Genomic DNA, 22076 nt, shown 5'->3' on the forward strand with positions numbered 1-22076 from the left:
TAGGATTTTTCCCTCCCCAGCCCGCAACCAGACGCCCTGCCACCCGCATGTCAGAGATCGAAGAAGAAGACGCCAAGCTGCGTTCCGGCATCCAGTCCATCGAGGTGGGCTTCAGGCTGCTGCAGGCGCTGGCGGCATCGCCGCGCGCCATGATGCTGCGCGACCTGGCCGCCGCCGCCGACATGAACCCGGCCAAGGCCCATCGCTACCTGGTCAGCTTCATGCGGCTGGGCGCGGTGGCGCAGGATCCGGTGAGCGGGCGCTATGACCTCGGGCCGTTCGCCTTGCAACTCGGGCTGGCGGGCCTGAACCGACTCGATCCGGTCAAGAAGGCGCGCCCGATCCTGTCGCAGCTGCGCGACGAACTGGACCTGACCGCCGGCATTGCCGTGTGGGGCAACCACGGTCCCACGGTAGTGCACTGGGAAGAATCCAGCCATCCGGTCACGGTCAGTTTGCGCCTGGGCGACGTGATGCCGATGCTGAACTCGGCCACCGGCCGGCTTTACGGCGCCTACCTGCCGCGCAAGCAGACGCTGCCGCTGATCGAGCGCGAGCTGGGCGCGCGCGGCCATGACGTCATGCCTGACATGCCGCGCACGCTGGCCGACTACGACGCAATCTGCGCCGAGGTGCGCAAGCACGGTGCCGCGCGCACGCTCGGCGGCGTGCTGCCGGGCATCAATGCGTTCTCGATGCCGGTGTTCGACGCCAACGGCCATCTCGCCATGGGACTGATCGTGCTGGGCGCGCAAAGCATATTCGATGCAGAATGGGGCGGTACGATGGATCGCCGCGTGCGCGCCATCGCCCAACAGCTCTCATCGGAACTCGGCTACCTTGGTGCCGCCACCCTGGCCGGACAAACCGGCCCCGCCTGAACCAGACGCCCGGCGCGGCGCGGATCCGCGCGTCTGGCGCCGGCGCCGCTGGATCTTTGTGATTGCGCTGGTGCTGCTGGTCCACCTGCTGGCGGTGGTGGGGCTGGTGCGCATGCCCGGTCCGCTGATCCCGGTCGACGTCAGCAACACGCCCACGCTGGAAGCCGTGCTGCTGCCGCCGCCGGCGCCACCGGCCCCACCGAAGCCGAGGCCGATCGCCCGCGCGCCGCGTCCGCAGCCCAAGCCCGCGGCGCCGCGCGCCGAACCCGAAGTGCCGGCCCCGGCCCCCGAGCCGGCGCCGCCGCTCGCCACCAGCCCGCAGGGCACTGCCGCGATGGCTGCCGGTAGCGGCGGCGAAGGCAGCGCGGCAGCGCCCGCCGCCGCCGCGCCGGCTCCGTCCGGCGGGCCGCAGGGCGGCGTCAACGGCGTGCGCTACAGCGCGCCCCCGTCGGCAACCATGCACTACGCCAGCTTCGTCAACGGCGTGCAGAACCCGGACGGCCTGATCCGCTGGGAGCAGGACGGCAGCCGCTACCGCCTGGCCGTCGAGACCCGCGTGCTGTGGTTCCGCTTCGCCTTCCAGAGCAGCGGCGCGCTGGCCGAGCAGGGGCTGCTGCCGGAGCGCTACGAAGAGCGCCGCCGCAACAAGGTCGAGGCCTCGCGCATCGACGCCGCGGCGGGTACCGTGGCCTTTGCCTCGGGCGCGCAGGCGCCGTTCCCGCCCGGCGCGCAGGACCGCTTCAGCGTTTTCCTGCAACTGGTGGGGCTGGTGCGCGGCAATCCGCAGCGCTATGTCACGCCCGGTGTGACGGAATCGTTCCAGGTGGCGGACACCCGGGATGTCGAACCCATGCAAGTGCAGTATGTTGGAGAGGTCGAACTCGACACCGGCCAGGGCGTGGTCCGCGCCAAGCACTTCGTGCGGCTGCCGCGCCGCGCCAACGACAGGCGCCGCGTCGAGGTCTGGCTGGCACAGTCGCTGGGCTGGATGCCGGTGCGGTTGCGCCAGACCGAGCCCGACGGCACGCAGATCGACCTGGTGTACCGCGGCAAGGAAGGACCGTAGCCGCCGGTTTGCGCATTCCCATGCAGGCTTGACCGAAAGGAGTCCCAGCCATGACCGTTGCCACGCCGCCCACCGAAACCCGCCGCATCCACGCCGATGGCGCCGAACTGCATGTGCGCCTGGACGGCGCCGACGGCCCATGGGTGATCCTGGCCCACGCCCTGGCGGCTGACCACACCCTGTGGGATATCACCGCCAGGCACCTGGCGGGCCGCTATCGCGTTGTGCGCCCGGACCTGCGCGGCCACGGCGCCAGCGATGCCCCGCTCGGTCCCTACACCATGACGCGGCTGGCCGACGACGTGGTCGCCGTGATGGACGCGCTGCAGATTCCGCAGGCGCATTTCTGCGGCATCTCGGTGGGCGGCATGGTGGGGCAGAGCATGGGGCTGCGCCATCCGGAGCGGCTGCTGTCGCTGACGCTGGTGGCGACGAATAGCCAGACGCCGATGGAAGCCCACCCGATGTGGCACAACCGCATCGGCCAGGCCGAGGCCCACGGCATGGCGAGCCTGGCCGACGCCACTCTTGGCCGCTGGCTGACGCCTGCGTTCCATGCGTCACATCCGGACGAGGTGTTGCGTATCCGCGACATGTTGGTGGCGACGCCGATACGCGGATACGTGGGTGTGGCCGAAGCCATCATGGCTTTCGACCTCGCGGGCGCGCTTTCTCGCATTCATTGTCCTACGCTGGTAGTAGCGGGCGAGCAGGACCAGGGCGCCACCGTGGCGATGGCGCAAAGCATTGCCGCGGCGATTGCCGGGTCCAGGCTCGAGGTGGTGCCGCAAGCGGCGCACCTGGTGCACGTGGAGCAGCCGGAACGCTTCCATGCCGCTCTGGACGCCTTCCTGGGGAGCGCCGCGTGCGGGGGCCAGTGCGACGTTCCGTGAGACGCAACACACTGATGCTCCGGGCTCAAGAAACTTGTTGCATTGGCCGATGCCCAATTCATGTAAGGCAGAAAATCGTGGCAACGTGGTGACAGGCACCCAATAACTGGCGAATAGCTTGATATCCCGCCGGTCACCCCAAGTTTGGAGGTAAAGCCGCGGCGCCCCCCTCATGGCAACAACTGAGGCAAGAACCACAAGGGCGAGCCGCCCATCCATGACGCCCAGGAGGTGTGCCATGCAAATGATCTACAACAGCGACAACTACTGCATCGTCGAATTCGGTGCGGATGTCGAGCAAGCGCCGCTGGAATTCGGCGGCTACGAAATCGTCGACAAGAACCTGAAGCGCGAGATTTTCCTTGGCGGCCAGCTCGCCGAGAGCTTCCGCGCGGATGTGAAGCGGCTGATCGAAAGCGAGCCTTCGGTGGAGGAGGTCGATGACTTCCTCGGCAAGTTCGACAACGTCATGACGCACCCGCTGGTCATGCACTGAGCGGCCGGGCCGGCCGGTGCTTCCGCGCCGCCGCCGGCCCGGTGTCGCGACAACGAGCCATGCCCGCTTCGGCGGGCTTTTGTTTTTTTGGCCCGGCAGGATGGCTCAGTACTGCTCCCACGGCAGCCCGTCGTGGCGCCAGCCGTTGAGCGTATTGCGGTGGCGCTGCGCATCGAGGTCGCCCTCGAAGCCGTGCAGCACGTACTGGACGTTGGAGAACCCCGCTCCCTCCAGCGCGCGTGCCGCGGCGGACGAGCGATTGCCGCTGCGGCAGATCAGCAGCACCGGCCGTGCCGATGCCTGCCCGGCGAGCTTCTTCACCATCTGCACGAAATGCGGGTTGACCTCCCAGTCGGGGCCGTCGTTCCAGGGCACGTTGTGCGCGCCCTTGGGATGGCCGACGAACAGGTATTCCATCTCGCTGCGGCAGTCGATGAAGAGCGTCTCGGGCGATTGGGCCAGCAAGGCGTTGGCGTCGGTCGGGGACAAGTGTTGCATGGTCGGGGAACGCGGCGCAGGCCGCCGGACGGTGACGTTTACGTCTCTCAGTGTAGGCGCCGGAGCGTCCGGCAGGCAACCGACGGCGGCCGCAAGGCCTTGATACACCTGATAAAATCGCACCTCCCTGGCCGCCATCGGCCACCGCGGCCTACCGTCGAAGCTCCGCCGGCCCGCCTTTCCAGAGTTCCCCGCCATGAGTGCCCCTGAATCCCGCGCGGCCGCACCGCGCCCCTACACCCGGGCTGCCGAGCTGCCCCGGCTGCTGCAAGAACGCATCCTGATCCTGGATGGCGCCATGGGCACCATGATCCAGCGCTACAAGCTGAGCGAGGCCGACTACCGCGGCACGCGCTTCGCCGAACACAAGGTGGACGTGAAGGGCAACAACGAACTGCTGCTGCTGACACGCCCGCAGGTCATCAGCGAGATCCACGAGCAGTACCTGGCCGCCGGCGCCGACCTGATCGAGACCAATACCTTCGGCGCCACGCGCGTGGCGCAGGAAGACTACAAGATGGCGGATCTGGCGTACGAGATGAACGTCGAGGCCGCGCGCCTGGCGCGCGCTGCCTGCGACAAGTACAGCACGCCCGACAAGCCGCGCTTCGTTGCCGGCGCCTTCGGCCCGACGCCCAAGACCGCCAGCATCTCGCCCGACGTCAACGACCCCGGCGCACGCAATGTCACCTTCGAGGAACTGCGCCAGTCTTACTACGAGCAGGGCAAGGCGCTGCTCGAAGGCGGTGCCGACGTGTTCCTGGTCGAGACCATCTTCGACACGCTCAACGCCAAGGCCGCGCTGTTCGCCATCGACCAGCTGTTCGAGGACACCGGCGAGCGCGTGCCGGTGATGATCTCGGGCACCGTCACCGATGCCTCGGGCCGGATCCTGTCGGGGCAGACCGTCGAGGCGTTCTGGAACAGCCTGCGCCACGCGCGCCCGGTCACCTTCGGCCTGAACTGCGCCCTCGGCGCGACGCTGATGCGCCCGTATATCGCCGAGCTGGCCAAGGTGTGCGACGCCGCGGTGTCATGCTATCCGAACGCGGGTTTGCCGAACCCGATGAGCGATACGGGCTTCGACGAAACCCCCGAGGTCACCTCGGCGCTGGTCGAAGAGTTCGCCGCCTCCGGCCTGGTGAACCTGGTGGGCGGCTGCTGCGGCACCACGCCCGAGCACATCGCCGCCATCGCCCAGCGCGTGGCCGACAAGAAACCCCGCACCTGGCCCGGCCAGTACCGCGACGCCGCCTGAGCCGGAGCCCGAGAAACATGAGCGAGAACAAACTGCCCCCGCGCCCGATGCGCCTGTCCGGCCTCGAGCCCTTCACCATCGACGACGACACGCTGTTCGTCAACGTCGGCGAGCGCACCAACGTAACCGGCTCCAAGGCCTTCGCGCGGATGATCCTGAACGGCCAGTTCGACGAGGCGCTGGCGGTGGCCCGCCAGCAGGTCGAGAACGGCGCGCAGATCATCGACATCAACATGGACGAGGCCATGCTGGACTCGAAGGCCGCGATGGTTCGCTTCCTGAACCTGATCGCCTCCGAGCCCGATATCGCGCGCGTGCCGATCATGATCGACTCGTCCAAGTGGGAGGTGATCGAGGCCGGCCTGCAGTGCGTGCAGGGCAAGCCGGTGGTGAACTCGATCTCGCTGAAGGAAGGCGAGGAACAGTTCCGCCACCACGCCGAGCTGATCCGCCGCTACGGCGCGGCCAGCGTGGTGATGGCCTTCGACGAGAAGGGCCAGGCCGATACCTTCGCGCGCAAGACCGAGATCTGCCAGCGCAGCTACGACATCCTGGTCAATGAAGTCGGCTTCCCGCCGGAAGACATCATCTTCGACCCGAATATCTTCGCGGTCGCGACCGGCATCGAGGAACACAACAACTACGCGGTGGACTTCATCGAGGCCACGCGCTGGATCAAGCAGAACCTGCCGTACGCCAAGGTCAGCGGCGGCGTCTCCAACGTGTCGTTCTCGTTCCGCGGTAACGACGTGGTGCGCGAGGCGATCCACACCGTGTTCCTGTACCACGCCATCGCGGCGGGCATGGACATGGGCATTGTCAATGCCGGCCAGCTCGGCGTGTACGACCAGCTCGATCCCGAGTTGCGCGAGCGCGTGGAAGACGTGGTGCTGAACCGCCGCGACGATGCCACCGACCGCCTGCTGGAGATTGCCGACAAGTTCAAGGGCGGCGGCGCGAAGAAGGAAGAAAACCTGGCCTGGCGCGGCACGCCCGAGCAGCCGGTGCCCGTGGGCGAACGCCTCGCGCATGCGCTGGTACATGGCATCACCACCTTCATCGTCGAAGACACCGAGGAAGTCCGCCAGCAGATCGCCGCGCGCGGCGGCCGTCCGATCGAGGTGATCGAAGGCCCGCTGATGGACGGCATGAACATCGTCGGCGACCTGTTCGGCGCCGGCAAGATGTTCCTGCCGCAGGTGGTCAAGAGCGCGCGCGTGATGAAGCAGGCGGTGGCGCACCTGCTGCCCTTCATCGAGGAAGAGAAGCGCCTGCTGGCCGAGGCCGGCGGCGATGTCAAGGCCCGCGGCAAGATCGTGATTGCAACGGTCAAGGGCGACGTGCACGACATCGGCAAGAACATCGTGTCGGTGGTGCTCCAGTGCAATAACTTCGAAGTGGTCAACATGGGCGTGATGGTCCCGTGCAACGAGATCCTGGCCAAGGCCAAGGTCGAGGGCGCGGATATCGTCGGGCTGTCCGGCCTGATCACGCCGTCGCTGGAGGAAATGGCGTATGTCGCATCGGAGATGCAGCGCGACGACTACTTCCGCGTGAAGAAGATCCCGCTGCTGATCGGCGGCGCCACCACCTCGCGCGTGCATACCGCAGTCAAGATCGCGCCCAACTACGAAGGCCCGGTGGTGTACGTGCCCGACGCCTCGCGCTCGGTCAGCGTGGCATCGAGCCTGTTGTCGGACGAAGGCGCGGCGAAGTACCTGGACGAACTGAAGTCCGACTACGAGCGCATCCGTACCCAGCACGCGAACAAGAAGGCTACGCCGATGGTGACGCTGGCGCAGGCGCGCGCCAACAAGACGCCGATCGACTGGAGCGGGTACGTGCCGCCTAAGCCCAAGTTCATCGGACGGCGCGTGTTCCGCAACTACGACCTGGCCGAGCTGGCCAACTACATCGACTGGGGCCCGTTTTTCCAGACCTGGGACCTCGCCGGCAAATTCCCCGACATCCTCAATGACGAGATCGTCGGCGAGTCGGCGCGCAAGGTGTTCTCGGACGGCAAGGCCATGCTGTCGCGCCTGATCCAGGGCCGCTGGCTGAGCGCCAACGGCGTGATCGCGCTGCTGCCGGCCAATACCGTCAACGACGACGATATCGAGATCTACACCGATGAGACCCGCAGCAAGGTCGCGCTGACCTGGCACAACCTGCGCCAGCAGAGCGAGCGGCCGGTGGTCGATGGCGTGCGCCGTCCCAACCGCTGCCTGGCCGACTTCGTAGCGCCGAAGGACAGCGGCATCGCCGACTATGTCGGCCTGTTCGCCGTGACCGCGGGCCTGGGCGTCGACAAGAAGGAAGCCCAGTTCGAGGCCGACCACGACGACTACAGCGCGATCATGCTCAAGGCGCTGGCCGACCGCCTGGCCGAGGGCTTCGCCGAATGCCTGCACGAGCGCGTGCGCAAGGACCTGTGGGGCTATGACGCCGCCGAGGCCCTGAGCAACGACGAGCTGATCGCCGAGCAATACCGCGGCATCCGCCCCGCGCCGGGGTATCCGGCGTGCCCGGAGCACACCGTCAAGGGCCCGATGTTCGAATTCCTCGACGCGGCGGAGATCGGCATGGGCATCACCGAGTCGCTGGCGATGACGCCGGCGGCCTCGGTCAGCGGCTTCTACCTGGCGCATCCCGAGTCCACCTACTTCACCATCGGCAAGATCGGCCAGGACCAGCTCGACGACATGGCGGCCCGCCGCCACGAGGACCGCGCCACGCTGGCGCGCGCGCTCGCTCCCAACCTGTAACCGGGTGCGACGCCAGGGCGGCGGCGGTGCATGCGGTGCGCCGCCGCCAGCCCGTTGATCCAGCAGGAAAAGCGTAGCGGACGGCCCGCGCGGCGCCTGCGGGGTGGTGTACGGGCCGCCTCACAACTCCTTACAGTGCCTTTCAACTGCTCACAGACCGGCGCAGTCCGGCTCCCTAGACTGAGGGCTCGATACACGCAATCCCCAGCGTGATCACCGCGGCGAATTGTTCGCCGTGGGGCATCCTGAAAGGAGTCTGTCCATGAAGAAACTGCTGCTCTCCCTGTCCGCACTGTCGATCGCCGCGGCTTCCTCGCTGGCCATGGCCCAGGGCACCGGCGCTGCTGTCGGCGCCAAGGCCGATGTCGGTGCCTCGGTGACCACGCCCTCGCCCGCCGCGGCGGCACAGGGCGGCCTGAACGCCGTCGGCGGTGCCGCAACGGGTGCCGCCGGCGCGGCCGAGAAGGGCCTGTCGACCGCCGGCGCGGCGACCGACAAGGGCCTGTCGGCAGCGGGCACGGCGGCTGACAAGGGCCTGTCGACGGCGGGTGCCGCGGTCGACAAGGGCGTGGGCACCGCCGCCGACGCCACCGGCTCGGCCAAGGCAGAGGCCGGCAGCAAGGCCAGGCATGGCAAGCACGCCGCCAAGTCGACCAAGAAGTCGAAGGCAGACGCGAACGTGGGCGTCAGCGCCGGCGCGGAAGCTGGCGCGAAAGCGCAGTAAGCACCCAAGTAGTCGCTTGCAGTACTAGCCACAGCCTCTACCGGTGCAGGCCGCGCCGGGCCCCCTCCCGGGAAGTTCACGGGCCTGACGCGCCGCAGCAAAGCGGGACGGATCTTATCCGTCCCGCTTTGCTTTTACGGCTGCCGAAGCGTGCCCGCGGCGTGCCCGCCGCCGGCCTTGTCGCCCCGCCGCATTGTCAGCCTGACACCGACAGCCCGAGCCCGCGCGCGGCACTACAATGACAACATCGCAAGCGGTTCCGCCTGCACCCGACGTGCACCGGGCCAAAGTGCCGGTCCGTTAAACCGTGGAGCCTCACATGATCCGCGTCCTGATCGCCGACGACCACGAGATTGTGCGTGCCGGGCTGCGTCAGTTTATTTCCGAAGAACCCGATATCCAGGTAACCGGCGAGGCCGGCAGTGGCGACGAAGTCATGGCGCAGCTGCGCGATGGCGAGTTCGACGTACTGGTGCTGGACATCTCGATGCCCGACCGCAACGGCATCGACGTGCTCAAGCTGATCCGGCAGCGCAAGCCTGACCTGCCGGTGCTGATCCTGTCGACCTACCCGGAAGACCAGTACGCGATCAACCTGATCCGTGCCGGCGCGTCGGGCTACCTGACCAAGGAAAGCGCACCCGACGACCTGGTCAAGGCGATCCGCACGGTGGCGCAGGGCCGCCGCTATGTGAGCGCCACCGTGGCGGACTTGCTGATCGGCGGGCTCGACAAGCCAACCGAGCAGCCGGTGCACCAGATGCTGTCCGAGCGCGAATTCCAGATCTTCTGCAAGCTCTCGCGCGGCCAGTCGGTGTCGGTGATCGCCGACGAACTGTTCCTCAGCGTCAAGACAGTCAGCACTTACCGTTCGCGCATCCTGGAGAAAATGGGCATGAAGACCAACGCCGACCTGACCTATTACGCGATCAAGAACGGCCTGGTGGAATAGCAGTTCAATCGCGGCCCCGCGCGGGCCGCCCCGGAAGGGACCCGCAATACACAATATGTCGGAGCAGGATTCGAACACTTCCTACCGGGCGCTGAACGTGCTGCTGATTGAAGATTCGGCGGTCCTGCGCGGCATGCTGCTCGAATACCTGAAGGATTTCCCGTTTATCGAGAACGTCGACTGGGCGGATACCGAAGCGCTGGCGCTGCGCCTGCTCGCCGCCGGAAGCTACGATGTGGCCATCGTCGACCTGCAACTGCGCCAGGGTAACGGCATCAACGTGCTGCGCGCGATGCAGCGCGACGGCTCCGACACCGTGCGCATCGTCTACACCAACCATGCCCAGCTCGAGATGTACCGGCGCCAGTGCGCCGAGGCGGGCGCCGACTACTTCTTCGACAAATCCCTGGAGCTGGAGCAGGTGTTCCGCGTGATCGAGGAGCACGCTGCGCCGCAGGGCTGACGCATCAGGCGCGCGCCGGTTCGGGGCTCTCCGGTTCTTCGGCCGGCGCCAGCACCGAGGCGGTCAACGGTACCTCGATGCGGATGCGCACGCCGGCATCCGGCGACGAATCGATCCGCATGCTGCCGCCCAGCGCCGTGACGCGCTGCTCCATTCCCAGCAACCCGTGGTGCCCGGCCTGGCTGCTGGCGTCGAAGTCCGGCGGCAGTCCCTTGCCGTCGTCGCGCACCGTCAGCGTCAGCAGTTCGCCCTCGCAGTCCAGCGACACCTCGACGTGCCTGGCCTGGGAGTACTTGCTGGCATTGGTCAGCGATTCCTGCACGATCCGGTACAGCGCGATCGCGGCTTCGTCGCGCAGCGCCGGCAGGTCCTCCGGCACGCTGACTTCGGTTTCCCAGTTGTTGCGCGCACCCACTTCCTCGACCAGCTGGCACACCGCCGCGCGCAGGCCCAGGTTGAGCAGCACGGTGGGGCGCAGGTCCTCGATCAGGCGGCGCTTGATCTGGATGCCCTGGTCCACGTGCAGCATCACGCGCGTCAGGCGCTCCGCCGCCACCGGGTGGTCCGCCTGCACCTTGCGGCGCACCCAGTGCAGGTCCAGCTTGATCGCGGTCAGGATGGCGCCGAGCTCGTCATGCAGTTCGCGCGCGAGCCGGGTCTTCTCGTCTTCGGTCACGCGCTGCAGGTGGCCCGCAAGCGCCGACAGCTGGCGCGTGCGCGCGCGTACCTTGCGGTCCAGCCGCACGCTTTCCTCTTCCAGCTGGGTGCGCACCGCCTCGGCCATCGCCAGCCGCTTGGCGTGGCCGATGCCGACGGCCATCAGCAGGATGATGTTGATGGCGGTGAGCAGGCCGATGCCGTAGCGCGACAGCTGCACGTCGTTCTCGGCGCCCTCGAGCCGGTGCGAGACCGCGCCGGCCTCGCGCGCCTGCAGCTGGTCGAGCCCGCGGCGCGCGTTGTCCATGGTCTGCTTGCCGTAGTCGGTGCGGATCAGGTCCAGCGCCACTTCCAGGTCGCGCTTGCCGTACACCAGCGTCAGCGCCATCTCGTTGAGCTTGCTGTTGACCAGCTTGGACGTGTCGCCGAACTGCTTCAGCCCTTCGGGGTCGTTGGCGTAGCCCGCGCGGATCTGCGCCATCAGCTCGGCGATGCGGGGCAGCGCCTTGTAGTACGGCTCGAGGTAGCTTTCCTTGCCGGTCAGCAGGAAGCCGCGCTGGCCAGCCTCGGCATTGACCAGCTCGCCGTTGAGCGCGGCCAGCTCGGTTTGCAGGCGCTGCGAACGGATCACGTCGGTATAGCTTTCGCGCAGGCGGATATTGCCGGTTTCCGACGCCACCAGCACCGCCAGGGTCAGCAGGATGCCGCCCGCGAGCAACAGCGTGTGAGGGAGAAATGACTGCTTGAACATGGGGCAATTCCTATCATGAAGGCGCGCTCGCCCGCCGCGGCGCCAAGGGAGGGCCCATGGAATCACATCGATCGCCATGGGTCAACCCGGAGCCGGCTTCCGGTGCGCGCTTCGCGCCAGCGCGACCGCCCTGTCGCGCGCGCTGCGCAGGCGCCCGGCAGGCGTTGTAGGACTTGGCTGACAGCGGAATCGGCTGCCTGTCGGTATTGGCACGAAGCGTGGCTTTCTACGATGAGGCTATGAGCTTGCACCGCTCGGCGCAAGCCTCACATGGGCCCAGCCAGTGCGCCTGGCCTGGTCCGAATCTTCGGGAGCCTAGCCATGCTGCAATATGCACTCGTATTTTTCGTCATCGCCCTGATCGCGGCGATCTTTGGCTTCGGCGGCATTGCCGCCGGCGCCGTGGAAATCGCCAAGATCCTGTTCTTCATCTTCCTGGTCGTGGCGCTGGTCGCCGCAGTGATGGGCCTCGTCCGCAGAGGACGATGAACCCGGCGCAAGCCGGGCGACCCACTCGACCGACCGACCCTGAGGAGACCGTATGCTGACGCAGAACCCGAAAGTCCGGAAGGAACTGAACCACCTGTCCGACAGTGCCGACAGCGCGATCCGGCATATCAAGCATGCCGCACGCGATACGCGCGAGGCGGCAGCGCCGGTGTCCAGCGAAGTCAAGTCGTTGATCTCGCAGCTCGAGCACACAATCCAGGTGCTCGCGCGCGAGGGCTCCGCCGAGAGCCTGCAGGCGGGCCACCGCCTGCGTGAGCGCGCCAGCGACATGGCGCACCGGCTGCGCGCGCAGACTGCCGACGGCATGATGCGCGCCCGCGAGCGCGTGGACGGCGCGGTGGTGCAGGCCCAGCACCGCGTGGCCGAATCCCCGCTGAAGGCGGTGGCGATTGCCGCGGCCGTCGGCGCGCTGATCGGATTGCTGCTGGCCAACGGCCGGCACCATGCCGACGAGGAATAGCCGCGCGGATCCACGCCAGAACCTGATGCGGAGACCCGCGCGGGCTCCGCCGGAATTCCCCCCTTTCCGGAACCCTCGTCCGGAAGCCCGGCCGCCAGCTGTGGCGCCGGGTGTTTTTTTGTCCGCAGATGGACCGTCGGGCCGCGCGCTCAGCGCGTGGCGGCCGGCCAGCGGCGCTCAGACCCCCCAGAGAACATTGGCCCCTTCGCGCTGCGAGGCACGCAGCATGTCGAGGAAGGGATAGGCGCGCTGTCCCAGGTGCAGCGGTTCTTCCTCGTCTTCCTCGGCATCGGGCCGGGCTTCGACCGCCGTGTCGGCCGGGTGGACGCGGCGGGCGTCGGCCACGGCCGCTTCGAGCTTGTGGATCGCCTGCGGCAGTTCTTCGACGGTGATCACCCCCCGTTCCCCGAGATGCTTGCCGATGATGCCCAGGAGCGTCACGGCCAGATCCTTCATCATGATCAGGTCCTGCGCGGCGTGGGATTTGAAGGTGATCAGCATGATGGTTTTTCCTTTCACGGAGAACGGTTAGCGGCGTCCCCGGGGCGGGAGGCCGCGCCGGTTCGGGCACGGTCTGGCGCGGCCGCCGGAGCGGATTGTGGTCCGTGGCCGTCCTTGCGCATGATGTCAGCATAGCACCTGATAAAATTGCGCGTTCCCGATTCCCATGCCTGTCACGCGGCGCGGCGTTGATTCGCCGTCACTTGCCGCGTTCGTGGCACCGGCGCGGCCCGCAGGGACCGCGCCTGAATACCAGCCCACAGGGCTTCCGACATCCATGCTGCCTGTTCAGACCTCCAATCTTGCCGCCGCGTTCACCGATGCCGTGCGCGCGCTCGCCCCGGCCGACGCCACCTTGCCCGCCGTCACCTTCGAGCGGCCCAAGGTAGCCGCCCATGGCGACCTTGCCTGCAATGTGGCCATGCAGGTCGCGCGCGCACTCAAGAGCAATCCGCGCGAGCTGGCGCAGCGCATCGTCGCCGCCGTCGAGGCCGATGCCCGCGCGCAAGGCCTGGTCGCGGGCATGGACATCGCCGGTCCCGGCTTCATCAACCTGCGCCTGACGCCGTCGGCCAAGGCCGACGTGCTGCGCGCGGTGCTGAACGAGGGCGACCACTACGGCGCGCGCGAGCGCGGCGTGCATGGCCAGGTGCTGGTGGAATTCGTCTCGGCCAACCCGACCGGTCCCCTGCACGTCGGCCACGGCCGCCAGGCGGCGCTGGGCGATGCGCTCGCCAACCTGCTGTCGTGGCAGGGCTGGCACGTGCACCGCGAGTTCTACTACAACGACGCCGGCGTGCAGATCCAGACCCTGGCGCTGTCAGTGCAGGCGCGCGCGCGCGGCCTCAAGCCGGGCGATGCCAGCTGGCCGGAGGCCGCCTACAACGGCGATTACATCGCCGACATCGCCGCCGACTTCCTCGCCGGCAAGACCGTCAGCGCCTCGGACGGCGAGCCGGTGACCGCGTCGGGCAACGTCGAGGACATCGACTCGATCCGCAAGTTCGCCGTGACCTACCTGCGCAACGAGCAGGACATCGACCTGCAGGCCTTCGGCGTGAAGTTCGACCGCTATTACCTGGAGTCGTCGCTGTACAGCGACGGCCGCGTCGACGCCGCGGTGCAGTCGCTGATCGACAAGGGCAAGACCTACGAAAGCGAGGGCGCGCTGTGGCTGCGCACCACCGACGACGGCGACGACAAGGACCGCGTGATGAAGAAGAGCGACGGCACCTATACGTACTTCGTGCCGGACGTGGCCTACCACACCACCAAGTGGGAGCGCGGCTTCACCAAGGTCATCAACGTGCAGGGCAGCGACCACCACGGCACCATCGCGCGCGTGCGCGCCGGCCTGCAGGGCCTGGACATCGGCATCCCGCAGGGCTATCCCGACTACGTGCTGCACAAGATGGTGACCGTGATGAAGAACGGCGAGGAGGTCAAGATCTCCAAGCGCGCCGGCTCCTACGTCACCGTGCGCGACCTGATCGAATGGTCCAACGGCGGTGACGAGACCATCCGCGGCTGCCTGGAACAGGGCGTGGCCGACTGGCCCGCGCACTTCACGCGCGGGCGCGACGCGGTGCGCTTCTTCCTGCTGTCGCGCAAGGCCGATACCGAGTTCGTCTTCGATGTCGACCTGGCGCTCAAGCAGAACGACGAGAACCCGGTGTACTACGTCCAGTACGCCCACGCCCGCATCTGCTCGATCTTCGAGTCGTGGGGTGGCGCGGACTGGGAAAGCCGGCTGGCCGAGCTGGCCGGGGCCGACCTGTCCGCGGTGACCGGCGCCGACGCCAGCGCGCAGGCGCTGGCACTGGGCCGCCGCCTGGCCGAGTTCCCCGACATGCTGGCCGCCGCCGCGGCCGAGCTGGCGCCGCACGCGGTGGCCTTCTACCTGCGCGACCTGGCCGGCGACTTCCACGCCTTCTACAACGCCGACCGCGTGCTGGTCGACGACGAAGCCGTCAAGCGCGCCCGCCTGGCGCTGCTGGCCGCCACGCGCCAGGTGCTGCGCAACGGCCTGGCGGTGATCGGGGTGTCCGCCCCGCGCCGCATGTAGGCAGGCAGCCGGCGCCCGGCCCGGGCCGCCAGGCGACGCACGGGGCCAGCCAGCCCCGGGGACGAACCAGTGCGGCCGCGGGCGGCACTGGCTCTATAATCCCGGCATCACCGAAGAGGACTTCATGCAACAGCAACGCAAGCGCGAGTCGCGCAATGTCCGCCGCAGCCAGCAACGCGGCGGTACGTTCCTGGGCCTGGTGCTCGGGCTGATCGTCGGGCTGGCCATCGCCGTGGTGGTCGCCCTGTACATCACCAAGTCGCCCACGCCGTTCCAGCAGAAGCACGCCCCCCGGCCGAGCGAGCCCGGCAACGTCGCCAGCCAGCTGCCGGCCCCGGCCCAGCGCCCCGACGAGGGCCCGAGCGACCCGAACAAGCCGCTCTGGAGCAAGACCCCGGCCAAGCCGGTGGGCCAGGCACCGGAGCCGGAGCCCAGGCAGAACGGCCAGCCCCCGGTCGCGACGACCCGCCCGGCGGAGAAGCCGCTCGACAAGCCGATGGAAAAACCGGTCGAAAAGCCGGCTGACAAGCCGCTCGCCAGCAAGCCGGCCGAGAAGCCGGTGTCCGACCCGATCGCCGAGATTGCCCAGGCCGACGCGCACAAGGTGGGCTACCTGCTGCAGGTGGGCGCGTTCCGCTCGTCGGACGACGCCGACCGCCAGAAGGCCAACCTGGCGATGCAGGGCTTCGAGGCCCGCATCACCGAGCGCGACGTCAACGGGGTCAAGATGTACCGGGTGCGCCTGGGGCCGTTCAACCGCATCGAAGACATGAACAAGGCACGCGACCGGCTGCAGTCGTCCGGTTTCGAGGCCTCGGTGATCCGCTTTACCAAGCAGTAGGCGGCACACGCCTAATACCCGGTAACCGCCGCAACACCGCAGCAACAGGTTCCCGCCAGAAGCGGCGGGCGCGCCGATGAACCGGGTGCCGCCGCCGCTGTCATACGCTCATCGTCCAAACCGCAAGGCCGTTCTGAAATGAAAAAACTCGCCGCACTCTTCGCCATGTTCGCCGCCGTGGGCGGCCTGCTGATGTCCGCCCCGTCCCAGGCGGCGCCCACCGAGGGCAAGGAGTACCAGGTTCTGAAGACGCCCCAGCCGGTCGCGGCGGGCAAGATCGAAGTGACCGAGTTCTTCTGGTATGGCTGCCCGCACTGCTATGACTTCGAGCCGGACCTGGAAGCCTGGGTCAAGAAGCAGGGCGGCAATGTGGTGTTCAAGCGCGTGCCGGTCGCCTTCCGCGACGACCTGCTGCCGCACACCAAGATCTTCTACGCGCTGGAAGCCATCGGCAAGCTCGACGCCATGCACATGAAGGTCTTCAACGCCATCCATGTGGACCGCAAGCGCCTGACCGACACCAACGAGATCGCCGACTTCATGGCCAAGAACGGCGTCGACCGCAAGGCCTTCCTCGATGCGTACAACTCGTTCACGGTGACGACCAACTCGCAGCGCGCCAACAAGATCGCCGACGCGTACAAGATCGACGGCGTGCCGACCGTGGTGGTGCAGGGCAAGTACGTGACCTCGCCGTCGATCGCCGGCAACAAGCAGGGCGCGGTGCAGACCATGGATTACCTGGTGGAGCAGATCAAGGCGAAGAAGATGTAAATCCGACTGGCGGCCTTCCTTTAAGCCGCCGGTTTTCTCCCCTCTCCCGCTTGCGGGAGAGGGAGCCCGCCAGTGGTATTGTCAGGGTATCCGCAACTTCCTTCCGCACCCCGACGATGCGTCCCCTCAAAGTCTTCCTCACCGGCGCCTCCAGCGGACTCGGCCAGGCGCTGGCGCGCGAATACGCGTCGCAGGGCGCCATCCTCGGGCTGGTGGCCCGGCGTGAAGACGCGCTGCGCGAATTCGTGGCGACGCTGCCCAACCCGGGCGCGGTGCGCGTCTACGGCGCCGATGTGCGCGATGCCGACGCGATGGCGCGCGCGGCGGAGGACTTCCTCGGCCATTTCGGCTGCCCCGACGTGGTGATCGCCAATGCCGGCGTCTCGGTCGGCACCGTCGCCAGCGAACGCGAGGACCTGGATGCGTTCCGGCAGGTGATGGATACCAACTGGTTCGGCGTGCTGACCACGTTCCAGCCTTTCATGCACGCGATGCAGCAGCGCGAGCCCGGGCCCGGCGGGCGGCGCGGCACGCTGGTCGGCATCGCCAGCGTCGCCGGCGTGCGCGGGCTGCCGGGCGCCGGTGCATACAGCGCGTCGAAGTCGGCGGTGATCAAGCTGCTGGAGAGCCTGCGGCTGGAGCAGCGCCCGCTTGGCATCCGCGTGGTCACGATCGCGCCGGGCTATATCCGCACGCCGATGACCGCGAAGAACCCGTACCGGATGCCGTTCCTGACCGATGCCGACGTGTTCGCGCGCAAGGCCGCGCGCGTGATCGCCGCCGGCCGGCGCTTCCGCGTGATCCCGTGGCAGATGGGCGTGGTGGCGGGGCTGATGCATGTGATGCCGCGCTGGCTGTACGACATGCTGGCGACCGGCGCGCCGCGCAAGCCGCGGCGCGGGGACAGCAAGGAGCCCTGACCATGTGGACCGATGCCATTGGCCAGCAGCACGCCGCCGCAAGCGGCGAGGTGCGCATCGCCTCGCTGGTGCCATCGGTGACCGAACTGCTGTTCGCGCTAGGGCTTGAATCGCAGTTGGTGGCGCGCACCGGCTTCTGCATCCACCCGGAACCGGCCGTGCGCGCGGTGCCCAAGGTCGGCGGCACCAAGGACGTCAGGGTGGCGCGGCTGCGCGAGCTGGCGCCCACGCATGTGGTGGTCAATATCGACGAGAACCGGCGCGAGACCGTCGACGAGATCCGCGCCTTCGTGCCCAACGTGATCGTCACGCATCCGTGCGCGCCGGATGATAACTTGCCGCTGTACCGGCTGCTGGGCGGCATTTTTGGCCGCCATGCCGAGGCCGAATCGCTGTGCGCGGCCTTGCAGGCCGAGCTGGATGCCATCCGCGCGCGTGCCTGGCCGGCGCGCCACGTGCTCTACGCGATCTGGCAGGACCCGTGGATGACGGTGTCGCGCGACACCTATATCAGCCGCATGCTGGCGCTGGCCAACTGGCAGACCTGGCCGGGCGGCGCAGGCGCCGTGCAGGCGTGCGAGGGCGGCGACTGCAGCCGCCCCAACGCGCCCGGCGAACGCTATCCCACCTTCCGCTGGAGCGATGCGCTGGTGCGCGAACTCGACCTGGTGCTGCTGTCGACCGAGCCCTATCGCTTCACCGAAGACCACGCCGACGCGCTCGAGCGCCAGCTCGGCAAGCCGGTGCTGCTGGTCGACGGCGAGATGCTGTCGTGGTACGGCAGCCGCGCGGTGGACGGCGTGCGCTACCTGGCGGCGCTGGCGGCCGCCAACTGAGGCAGTCCTTGCTCGCGGGAACGCACCGCATAGCCACTGTCATTCCCGCGTAGGCGGGAATCCAGCGTCTTGCCGTTTCCCGGCGAGCAAAAAAGTCACTGGGTTCCCGCCTTCGCGGGAACGACGGGCAAAAGCTTGGGGTGAAATCAAGCCGCCCGGAAACGGTATACGCCGTCGTCATCCAACTGCCGCACCAGCTCGCCGCGATGCCACAGGCAGTGCAGGTGGGCCAGCGACTCGCCCATGGCGAAGGTCATCTGGTGGATGTCGAACTGGCGCTTGAAGATCACGCTGACGATGTCGTGCGCGCTGCAGGGTTTCTCGCGGCACGCCTGCAGCGTCTCGGCGAGGCGGTCGGCATGGTGTTCGCGCAGCTGCATGATGCGGGTATGCAGGTTGCGGAACGGGCGGCCGTGCGACGGCAGGATCAGCACGTCCTGCGGCAGCGGCTCGTACTTGCCGAGCGAGTCCAGGTAGAGCTGCAGCGAATTCCCCTCGGGCTCCATGTCGAACACGCTGACATTGGTCGAGATGCGCGGCAGCACCATGTCGCCGGAGATCAGCACATTGGTGGCGGCGTTATACAGCGCCACGTGCTCGGGCGAATGGCCGAAGCCGGTGATCACGCGCCAGCCGGAGGTGGCTGCGTCGGTGCCGATGCGCACCGTGTCGCCTTCCATCAGGCGGCGGTACTGGGCCGGCAGGTCGGGCACCAGCGACGGGTAGTAGGTCTTGCGCGCGCGCAGCTTCTCCTGGCTGTCGGCATCGGTGAGGCCATGCAGTGCGAAATGCGCGGCGGCGGCTTCGCCGCCGGCGCTCGACCCGGCCCCGGTGCCGCTGCCCATCACGCGCGCGCTCATGTAGTCGCCCAGGCTCATCCACAGCCGCACGCCGAAGCGCCGGCACAGCCAGTGCGCCAGGCCGACATGGTCCGGATGGCTGTGCGTGACCAGCACCCGCACCACCGGCAGGCCTTCCAGCTCGTTGGCGAAGATGGTCTCCCAGTGCGCCTTGATGGTGTCGTTGGTGATGCCGCAGTCGATGATGGTCCAGCCGTCGCGCCCGTCGAGGCGGTCACGCAGCAGCCACAGGTTGATATGGTCGAGGGCGAACGGCAGCGGCATGCGCAGCCAGTAGACGCCGGGAGCGACTTCCTGTTTGGCGCCGGGCGCGGGCATGGTGTCGCCGAACGGATATTGGAGCTGGTGTTCGAGTGCGTTCATGAGGAGTCTCGTGGTCGAAGCCTGGCGATGGGGCGCGGGCTTTCTTGTGCTGCCGGCACGTCCCGGTCCTGCGCGAGGGCGTGCAAGCACCGGTTGCCAGCCGATCTGGTTGACGCTAACGTAAACGTCAACCCTGCGGTTCGTTTCCATCTTAAGCGAAAACTTGACTTCGCAACGAACGACCGTTCACTTTCTTTGGGCAGGCCATGTCAGCGACGCCAGCGGCGGCTACCGCCACCTACACCATTACCGATCTCGCGCGTGAGTTCGACGTCACGCCGCGCGCCATCCGCTTCTATGAGGACCAGGGCCTGCTGTCGCCGCAGCGCGAGGGGCCGGGCGGGCGCAAGCGCGTCTACAACGGCCGCGAGCGGACCCGCCTGAAGCTGACGCTACGCGGCAAGAGGTTGGGGCTTACTCTCAACGAGATCCGCGAGATCCTTGATCTGTATGAATCGCCGCGCGATACCGCGCCGCAACTGGACCGCTTCCTCGTCGCGCTCGCCGCCCACCGCCGCACACTCGAGCGCCAGATGGAAGACCTGCAGGCCCAGCTGGCCGAGATCGACCAGCACGAGCGCCAGTGCAGGGCCTTGCTGGCGGCGCAGAGCGGCGACGATGCCCCGGACAAGACCCATGCCGCCTGAGCGGCACTTGGGCACGCCTCAGTGCGATCCGGCATTGACGTTTACGTAAACGTAAATAGAATAGCCGGACAGCGCGTTGGCCGTGCGCTGTCCGTCCAGACAGGCCCCACACCGGAACCCGCCATGACCGCCTCTCTCGCCCATGCCGTGCCCGCTGAACCGGAACCGCTGTCCGCCGCGCGGGCCGGCGCCATTGCCACCAGCTTCTCGCGCCAGGGGCTGATGCGCACCTTCGGCGCCGAGCTGGCGCGTGTGCAGCGCGGCGAGGTGGAGCTGGCCATGCCGTGGTCCGAGGGCGTGACCCAGCAGCACGGCTTTTTCCACGGCGGCGTGGTCGGCGCGCTGGCCGACAGCGCCTGCGGCTATGCCGCGCTGACGCTGGTGGGCGAGGAGGAGGCAGGGCTGACCGCCGAATACAAGATCAACCTGCTGTCCCCCGCCCAGGGCGAACGCCTGGTGGCGGTGGGGCGGGTGCTCAAGCCCGGGCGCACGCTGATCGTGGCGCAGGGCGATGTCTACGTCGAGCAGGACGGCCGCCGCAAGCCGGTGGCGACCATGCTGATGACGCTGTGCGTGGTCAAAACGCTGGGCCACGTCTGAACCGATCGATCCGGCAACCCCGGAACCCACCGACACACCGACACACCGACACACCGATTCCTACAGGAGACCATCATGACTGAACTGCCAGGCCTGAAATTCGATCTGGGCGAAGACATCGAAATGCTGCGCGGCGCCGTGCGCGACTGGGCCCAGGCCGAACTGGCCCCGCGCGCGGGCGAGATCGACCGCACCGACCAGTTCCCGATGGACGCCTGGAAGAAGATGGGCGACCTCGGCGTGCTCGGCATCACCGTGGCCGAGGAATACGGCGGCGCCAACATGGGCTATCTGGCGCACATGATCGCGATGGAAGAGATCAGCCGCGCCTCGGCGTCGGTGGGCCTGTCGTACGGTGCGCACTCGAACCTGTGCGTGAACCAGATCCACCGCAACGGCACGGCCGCGCAGAAGGCCAAATACCTGCCCAAGCTGGTGTCGGGCGACTGGATCGGCGCGCTGGCGATGAGCGAGCCCAACGCCGGCTCCGACGTGGTCAGCATGAAGCTGCGCGCGCAGCTGAAGGGCGACCGCTACGTGCTTAACGGCACCAAGATGTGGATCACCAACGGCCCGGACTGCGACGTGCTGGTGGTCTACGCCAAGACCGAGCCCGAGCTGGGCGCGCGCGGCATGACCGCCTTCATCGTCGAGAAGGGCATGAAGGGTTTTTCGGTGGCGCAGAAGCTCGACAAGCTGGGCATGCGCGGCTCGCACACCGGCGAGCTGGTGTTCGAGGACGTGGAAGTGCCGGTGGAAAATATCCTCGGTGCCGAGAACGGCGGTGCGAAGGTGCTGATGAGCGGGCTGGACTACGAGCGCGCGGTGCTGTCGGGCGGCCCGGTCGGCATCATGCAGGCCTGCATGGACGTGGTCACGCCCTACATCCACGACCGCAAGCAGTTCGGCCAGAGCATTGGCGAATTCCAGCTGATCCAGGGCAAGGTGGCGGACATGTACACCACGCTGCAGGCGGCGCGCAGCTACCTGTACACGGTCGGCAAGAACCTGGACGCGCTCGGCAGCGACCACGTGCGCCAGGTGCGCAAGGACTGCGCCGCCGTGATCCTGTACACCGCCGAGAAGGCCACCTGGATGGCTGGCGAAACCGTGCAGATCCTGGGCGGCAACGGCTATATCAACGAGTATCCGGCCGGGCGCCTGTGGCGTGACGCCAAGCTGTACGAGATCGGCGCAGGCACCTCGGAGATCCGGCGCATGCTGATCGGCCGCGAGCTGTTCGCGGAAACCATGTAAGCGGCAGTCGCCACCCCGGGGCGGGGCGCCGAAATCAC

At 67.8% G+C, this 22076-nt stretch carries 23 protein-coding genes; 19 read left to right on the plus strand and 4 right to left on the minus strand.

The window, feature by feature from the left end:
• Window positions 1–47: 47 nt before the first annotated feature.
• From RALTA_RS00435 to RALTA_RS00450, 4 genes are all read left to right on the plus strand, one after another.
• Window positions 48–881, plus strand: a complete 834-nt coding sequence (locus tag RALTA_RS00435) for an IclR family transcriptional regulator (RefSeq protein WP_012351430.1) — start codon at window positions 48–50, stop codon at window positions 879–881.
• A 58-nt stretch (window positions 882–939) separates the two neighbouring features.
• On the plus strand, window positions 940–1947 hold the full coding sequence (locus RALTA_RS00440) for a DUF3108 domain-containing protein (protein WP_242405238.1): 1008 nt from the start codon (window positions 940–942) through the stop codon (window positions 1945–1947).
• A gap of 50 nt (window positions 1948–1997) precedes the next feature.
• Window positions 1998–2840 carry an alpha/beta fold hydrolase gene (locus tag RALTA_RS00445; RefSeq protein WP_012351432.1) on the plus strand — a complete coding sequence of 281 codons (843 nt, stop codon included), beginning with the start codon at window positions 1998–2000 and terminating at the stop codon, window positions 2838–2840.
• Between the two features lie 238 nt (window positions 2841–3078).
• On the plus strand, window positions 3079–3336 hold the full coding sequence (locus RALTA_RS00450; protein WP_012351433.1) for a BTH_I0359 family protein: 258 nt from the start codon (window positions 3079–3081) through the stop codon (window positions 3334–3336).
• Window positions 3337–3441: 105 nt separating this feature from the next.
• Here the strand turns inward: RALTA_RS00450 and RALTA_RS00455 are convergent, their stop codons facing one another.
• Window positions 3442–3834 carry a rhodanese-like domain-containing protein gene (locus tag RALTA_RS00455; RefSeq protein ID WP_012351434.1) on the minus strand — a complete coding sequence of 131 codons (393 nt, stop codon included), beginning with the start codon at window positions 3832–3834 and terminating at the stop codon, window positions 3442–3444.
• Window positions 3835–4030: 196 nt separating this feature from the next.
• Here RALTA_RS00455 and RALTA_RS00460 point away from each other — a divergent pair, with 196 nt between their 5' ends.
• The 5 genes from RALTA_RS00460 to RALTA_RS00480 all read left to right on the plus strand — a co-directional run bounded on the left by RALTA_RS00460 (window position 4031) and on the right by RALTA_RS00480 (window position 9996).
• A complete protein-coding gene (locus RALTA_RS00460; RefSeq protein ID WP_012351435.1) occupies window positions 4031–5092 on the plus strand; it encodes a homocysteine S-methyltransferase family protein in 1062 nt (353 codons plus the stop codon).
• Window positions 5093–5109: 17 nt separating this feature from the next.
• A complete protein-coding gene (metH, locus tag RALTA_RS00465; RefSeq protein WP_012351436.1) occupies window positions 5110–7857 on the plus strand; it encodes a methionine synthase in 2748 nt (915 codons plus the stop codon).
• A 262-nt stretch (window positions 7858–8119) separates the two neighbouring features.
• A complete protein-coding gene (locus tag RALTA_RS00470) occupies window positions 8120–8581 on the plus strand; it encodes a hypothetical protein (RefSeq protein ID WP_012351437.1) in 462 nt (153 codons plus the stop codon).
• Between the two features lie 319 nt (window positions 8582–8900).
• On the plus strand, window positions 8901–9533 hold the full coding sequence (locus RALTA_RS00475) for a response regulator (protein WP_012351438.1): 633 nt from the start codon (window positions 8901–8903) through the stop codon (window positions 9531–9533).
• 55 nt (window positions 9534–9588) lie between these two features.
• The gene (locus tag RALTA_RS00480; RefSeq protein ID WP_012351439.1) at window positions 9589–9996 is read left to right on the plus strand and encodes a response regulator; all 408 of its coding nucleotides are present in this window, start codon (window positions 9589–9591) and stop codon (window positions 9994–9996) included.
• Between the two features lie 4 nt (window positions 9997–10000).
• Here the strand turns inward: RALTA_RS00480 and RALTA_RS00485 are convergent, their stop codons facing one another.
• Window positions 10001–11404: a sensor histidine kinase gene (locus RALTA_RS00485; RefSeq protein ID WP_012351440.1), complete on the minus strand. Its 1404-nt coding sequence runs from the start codon at window positions 11402–11404 to the stop codon at window positions 10001–10003.
• Window positions 11405–11725: 321 nt separating this feature from the next.
• Here RALTA_RS00485 and RALTA_RS28950 point away from each other — a divergent pair, with 321 nt between their 5' ends.
• Together RALTA_RS28950 and RALTA_RS00495 are read left to right on the plus strand one after the other, a co-directional pair.
• Window positions 11726–11893 carry a DUF1328 domain-containing protein gene (locus RALTA_RS28950; protein ID WP_010812883.1) on the plus strand — a complete coding sequence of 56 codons (168 nt, stop codon included), beginning with the start codon at window positions 11726–11728 and terminating at the stop codon, window positions 11891–11893.
• 52 nt (window positions 11894–11945) lie between these two features.
• Window positions 11946–12374: a DUF883 family protein gene (locus RALTA_RS00495; RefSeq protein WP_012351441.1), complete on the plus strand. Its 429-nt coding sequence runs from the start codon at window positions 11946–11948 to the stop codon at window positions 12372–12374.
• Between the two features lie 177 nt (window positions 12375–12551).
• Here RALTA_RS00495 and RALTA_RS00500 read toward each other — a convergent pair whose 3' ends face one another.
• On the minus strand, window positions 12552–12875 hold the full coding sequence (locus tag RALTA_RS00500; protein ID WP_012351442.1) for a DUF1840 domain-containing protein: 324 nt from the start codon (window positions 12873–12875) through the stop codon (window positions 12552–12554).
• A gap of 277 nt (window positions 12876–13152) precedes the next feature.
• Here RALTA_RS00500 and argS point away from each other — a divergent pair, with 277 nt between their 5' ends.
• The 5 genes from argS to RALTA_RS00525 all read left to right on the plus strand — a co-directional run bounded on the left by argS (window position 13153) and on the right by RALTA_RS00525 (window position 18311).
• Entirely contained in the window at window positions 13153–14940 is a 1788-nt protein-coding gene (gene argS / locus RALTA_RS00505; RefSeq protein WP_012351443.1) for an arginine--tRNA ligase, read from the plus strand.
• A 124-nt stretch (window positions 14941–15064) separates the two neighbouring features.
• Window positions 15065–15781 (plus strand): SPOR domain-containing protein, encoded by a 717-nt coding sequence (locus RALTA_RS00510; protein ID WP_012351444.1) that lies wholly within the window; start codon window positions 15065–15067, stop codon window positions 15779–15781.
• Window positions 15782–15919: 138 nt separating this feature from the next.
• On the plus strand, window positions 15920–16555 hold the full coding sequence (locus RALTA_RS00515; RefSeq protein WP_012351445.1) for a thiol:disulfide interchange protein DsbA/DsbL: 636 nt from the start codon (window positions 15920–15922) through the stop codon (window positions 16553–16555).
• A gap of 116 nt (window positions 16556–16671) precedes the next feature.
• Entirely contained in the window at window positions 16672–17475 is an 804-nt protein-coding gene (locus tag RALTA_RS00520; RefSeq protein WP_012351446.1) for an SDR family oxidoreductase, read from the plus strand.
• Window positions 17476–17477: 2 nt separating this feature from the next.
• Entirely contained in the window at window positions 17478–18311 is an 834-nt protein-coding gene (locus RALTA_RS00525) for a helical backbone metal receptor (protein WP_012351447.1), read from the plus strand.
• A 146-nt stretch (window positions 18312–18457) separates the two neighbouring features.
• Here RALTA_RS00525 and RALTA_RS00530 read toward each other — a convergent pair whose 3' ends face one another.
• The gene (locus RALTA_RS00530) at window positions 18458–19534 is read right to left on the minus strand and encodes an MBL fold metallo-hydrolase (RefSeq protein WP_012351448.1); all 1077 of its coding nucleotides are present in this window, start codon (window positions 19532–19534) and stop codon (window positions 18458–18460) included.
• A 206-nt stretch (window positions 19535–19740) separates the two neighbouring features.
• Here RALTA_RS00530 and RALTA_RS00535 point away from each other — a divergent pair, with 206 nt between their 5' ends.
• The 3 genes from RALTA_RS00535 (at window position 19741) to RALTA_RS00545 (ending at window position 22038) form a co-directional block, all read left to right on the plus strand.
• On the plus strand, window positions 19741–20181 hold the full coding sequence (locus tag RALTA_RS00535) for a MerR family transcriptional regulator (RefSeq protein ID WP_012351449.1): 441 nt from the start codon (window positions 19741–19743) through the stop codon (window positions 20179–20181).
• Between the two features lie 123 nt (window positions 20182–20304).
• Window positions 20305–20781, plus strand: coding sequence for a PaaI family thioesterase (locus RALTA_RS00540; RefSeq protein ID WP_012351450.1), 477 nt, complete (start codon window positions 20305–20307; stop codon window positions 20779–20781).
• Window positions 20782–20856: 75 nt separating this feature from the next.
• A complete protein-coding gene (locus tag RALTA_RS00545) occupies window positions 20857–22038 on the plus strand; it encodes an isovaleryl-CoA dehydrogenase (RefSeq protein ID WP_012351451.1) in 1182 nt (393 codons plus the stop codon).
• Window positions 22039–22076: the final 38 nt, after the last annotated feature.

The organism is Cupriavidus taiwanensis LMG 19424, assembly GCF_000069785.1.
Classification (GTDB): domain Bacteria; phylum Pseudomonadota; class Gammaproteobacteria; order Burkholderiales; family Burkholderiaceae; genus Cupriavidus; species Cupriavidus taiwanensis.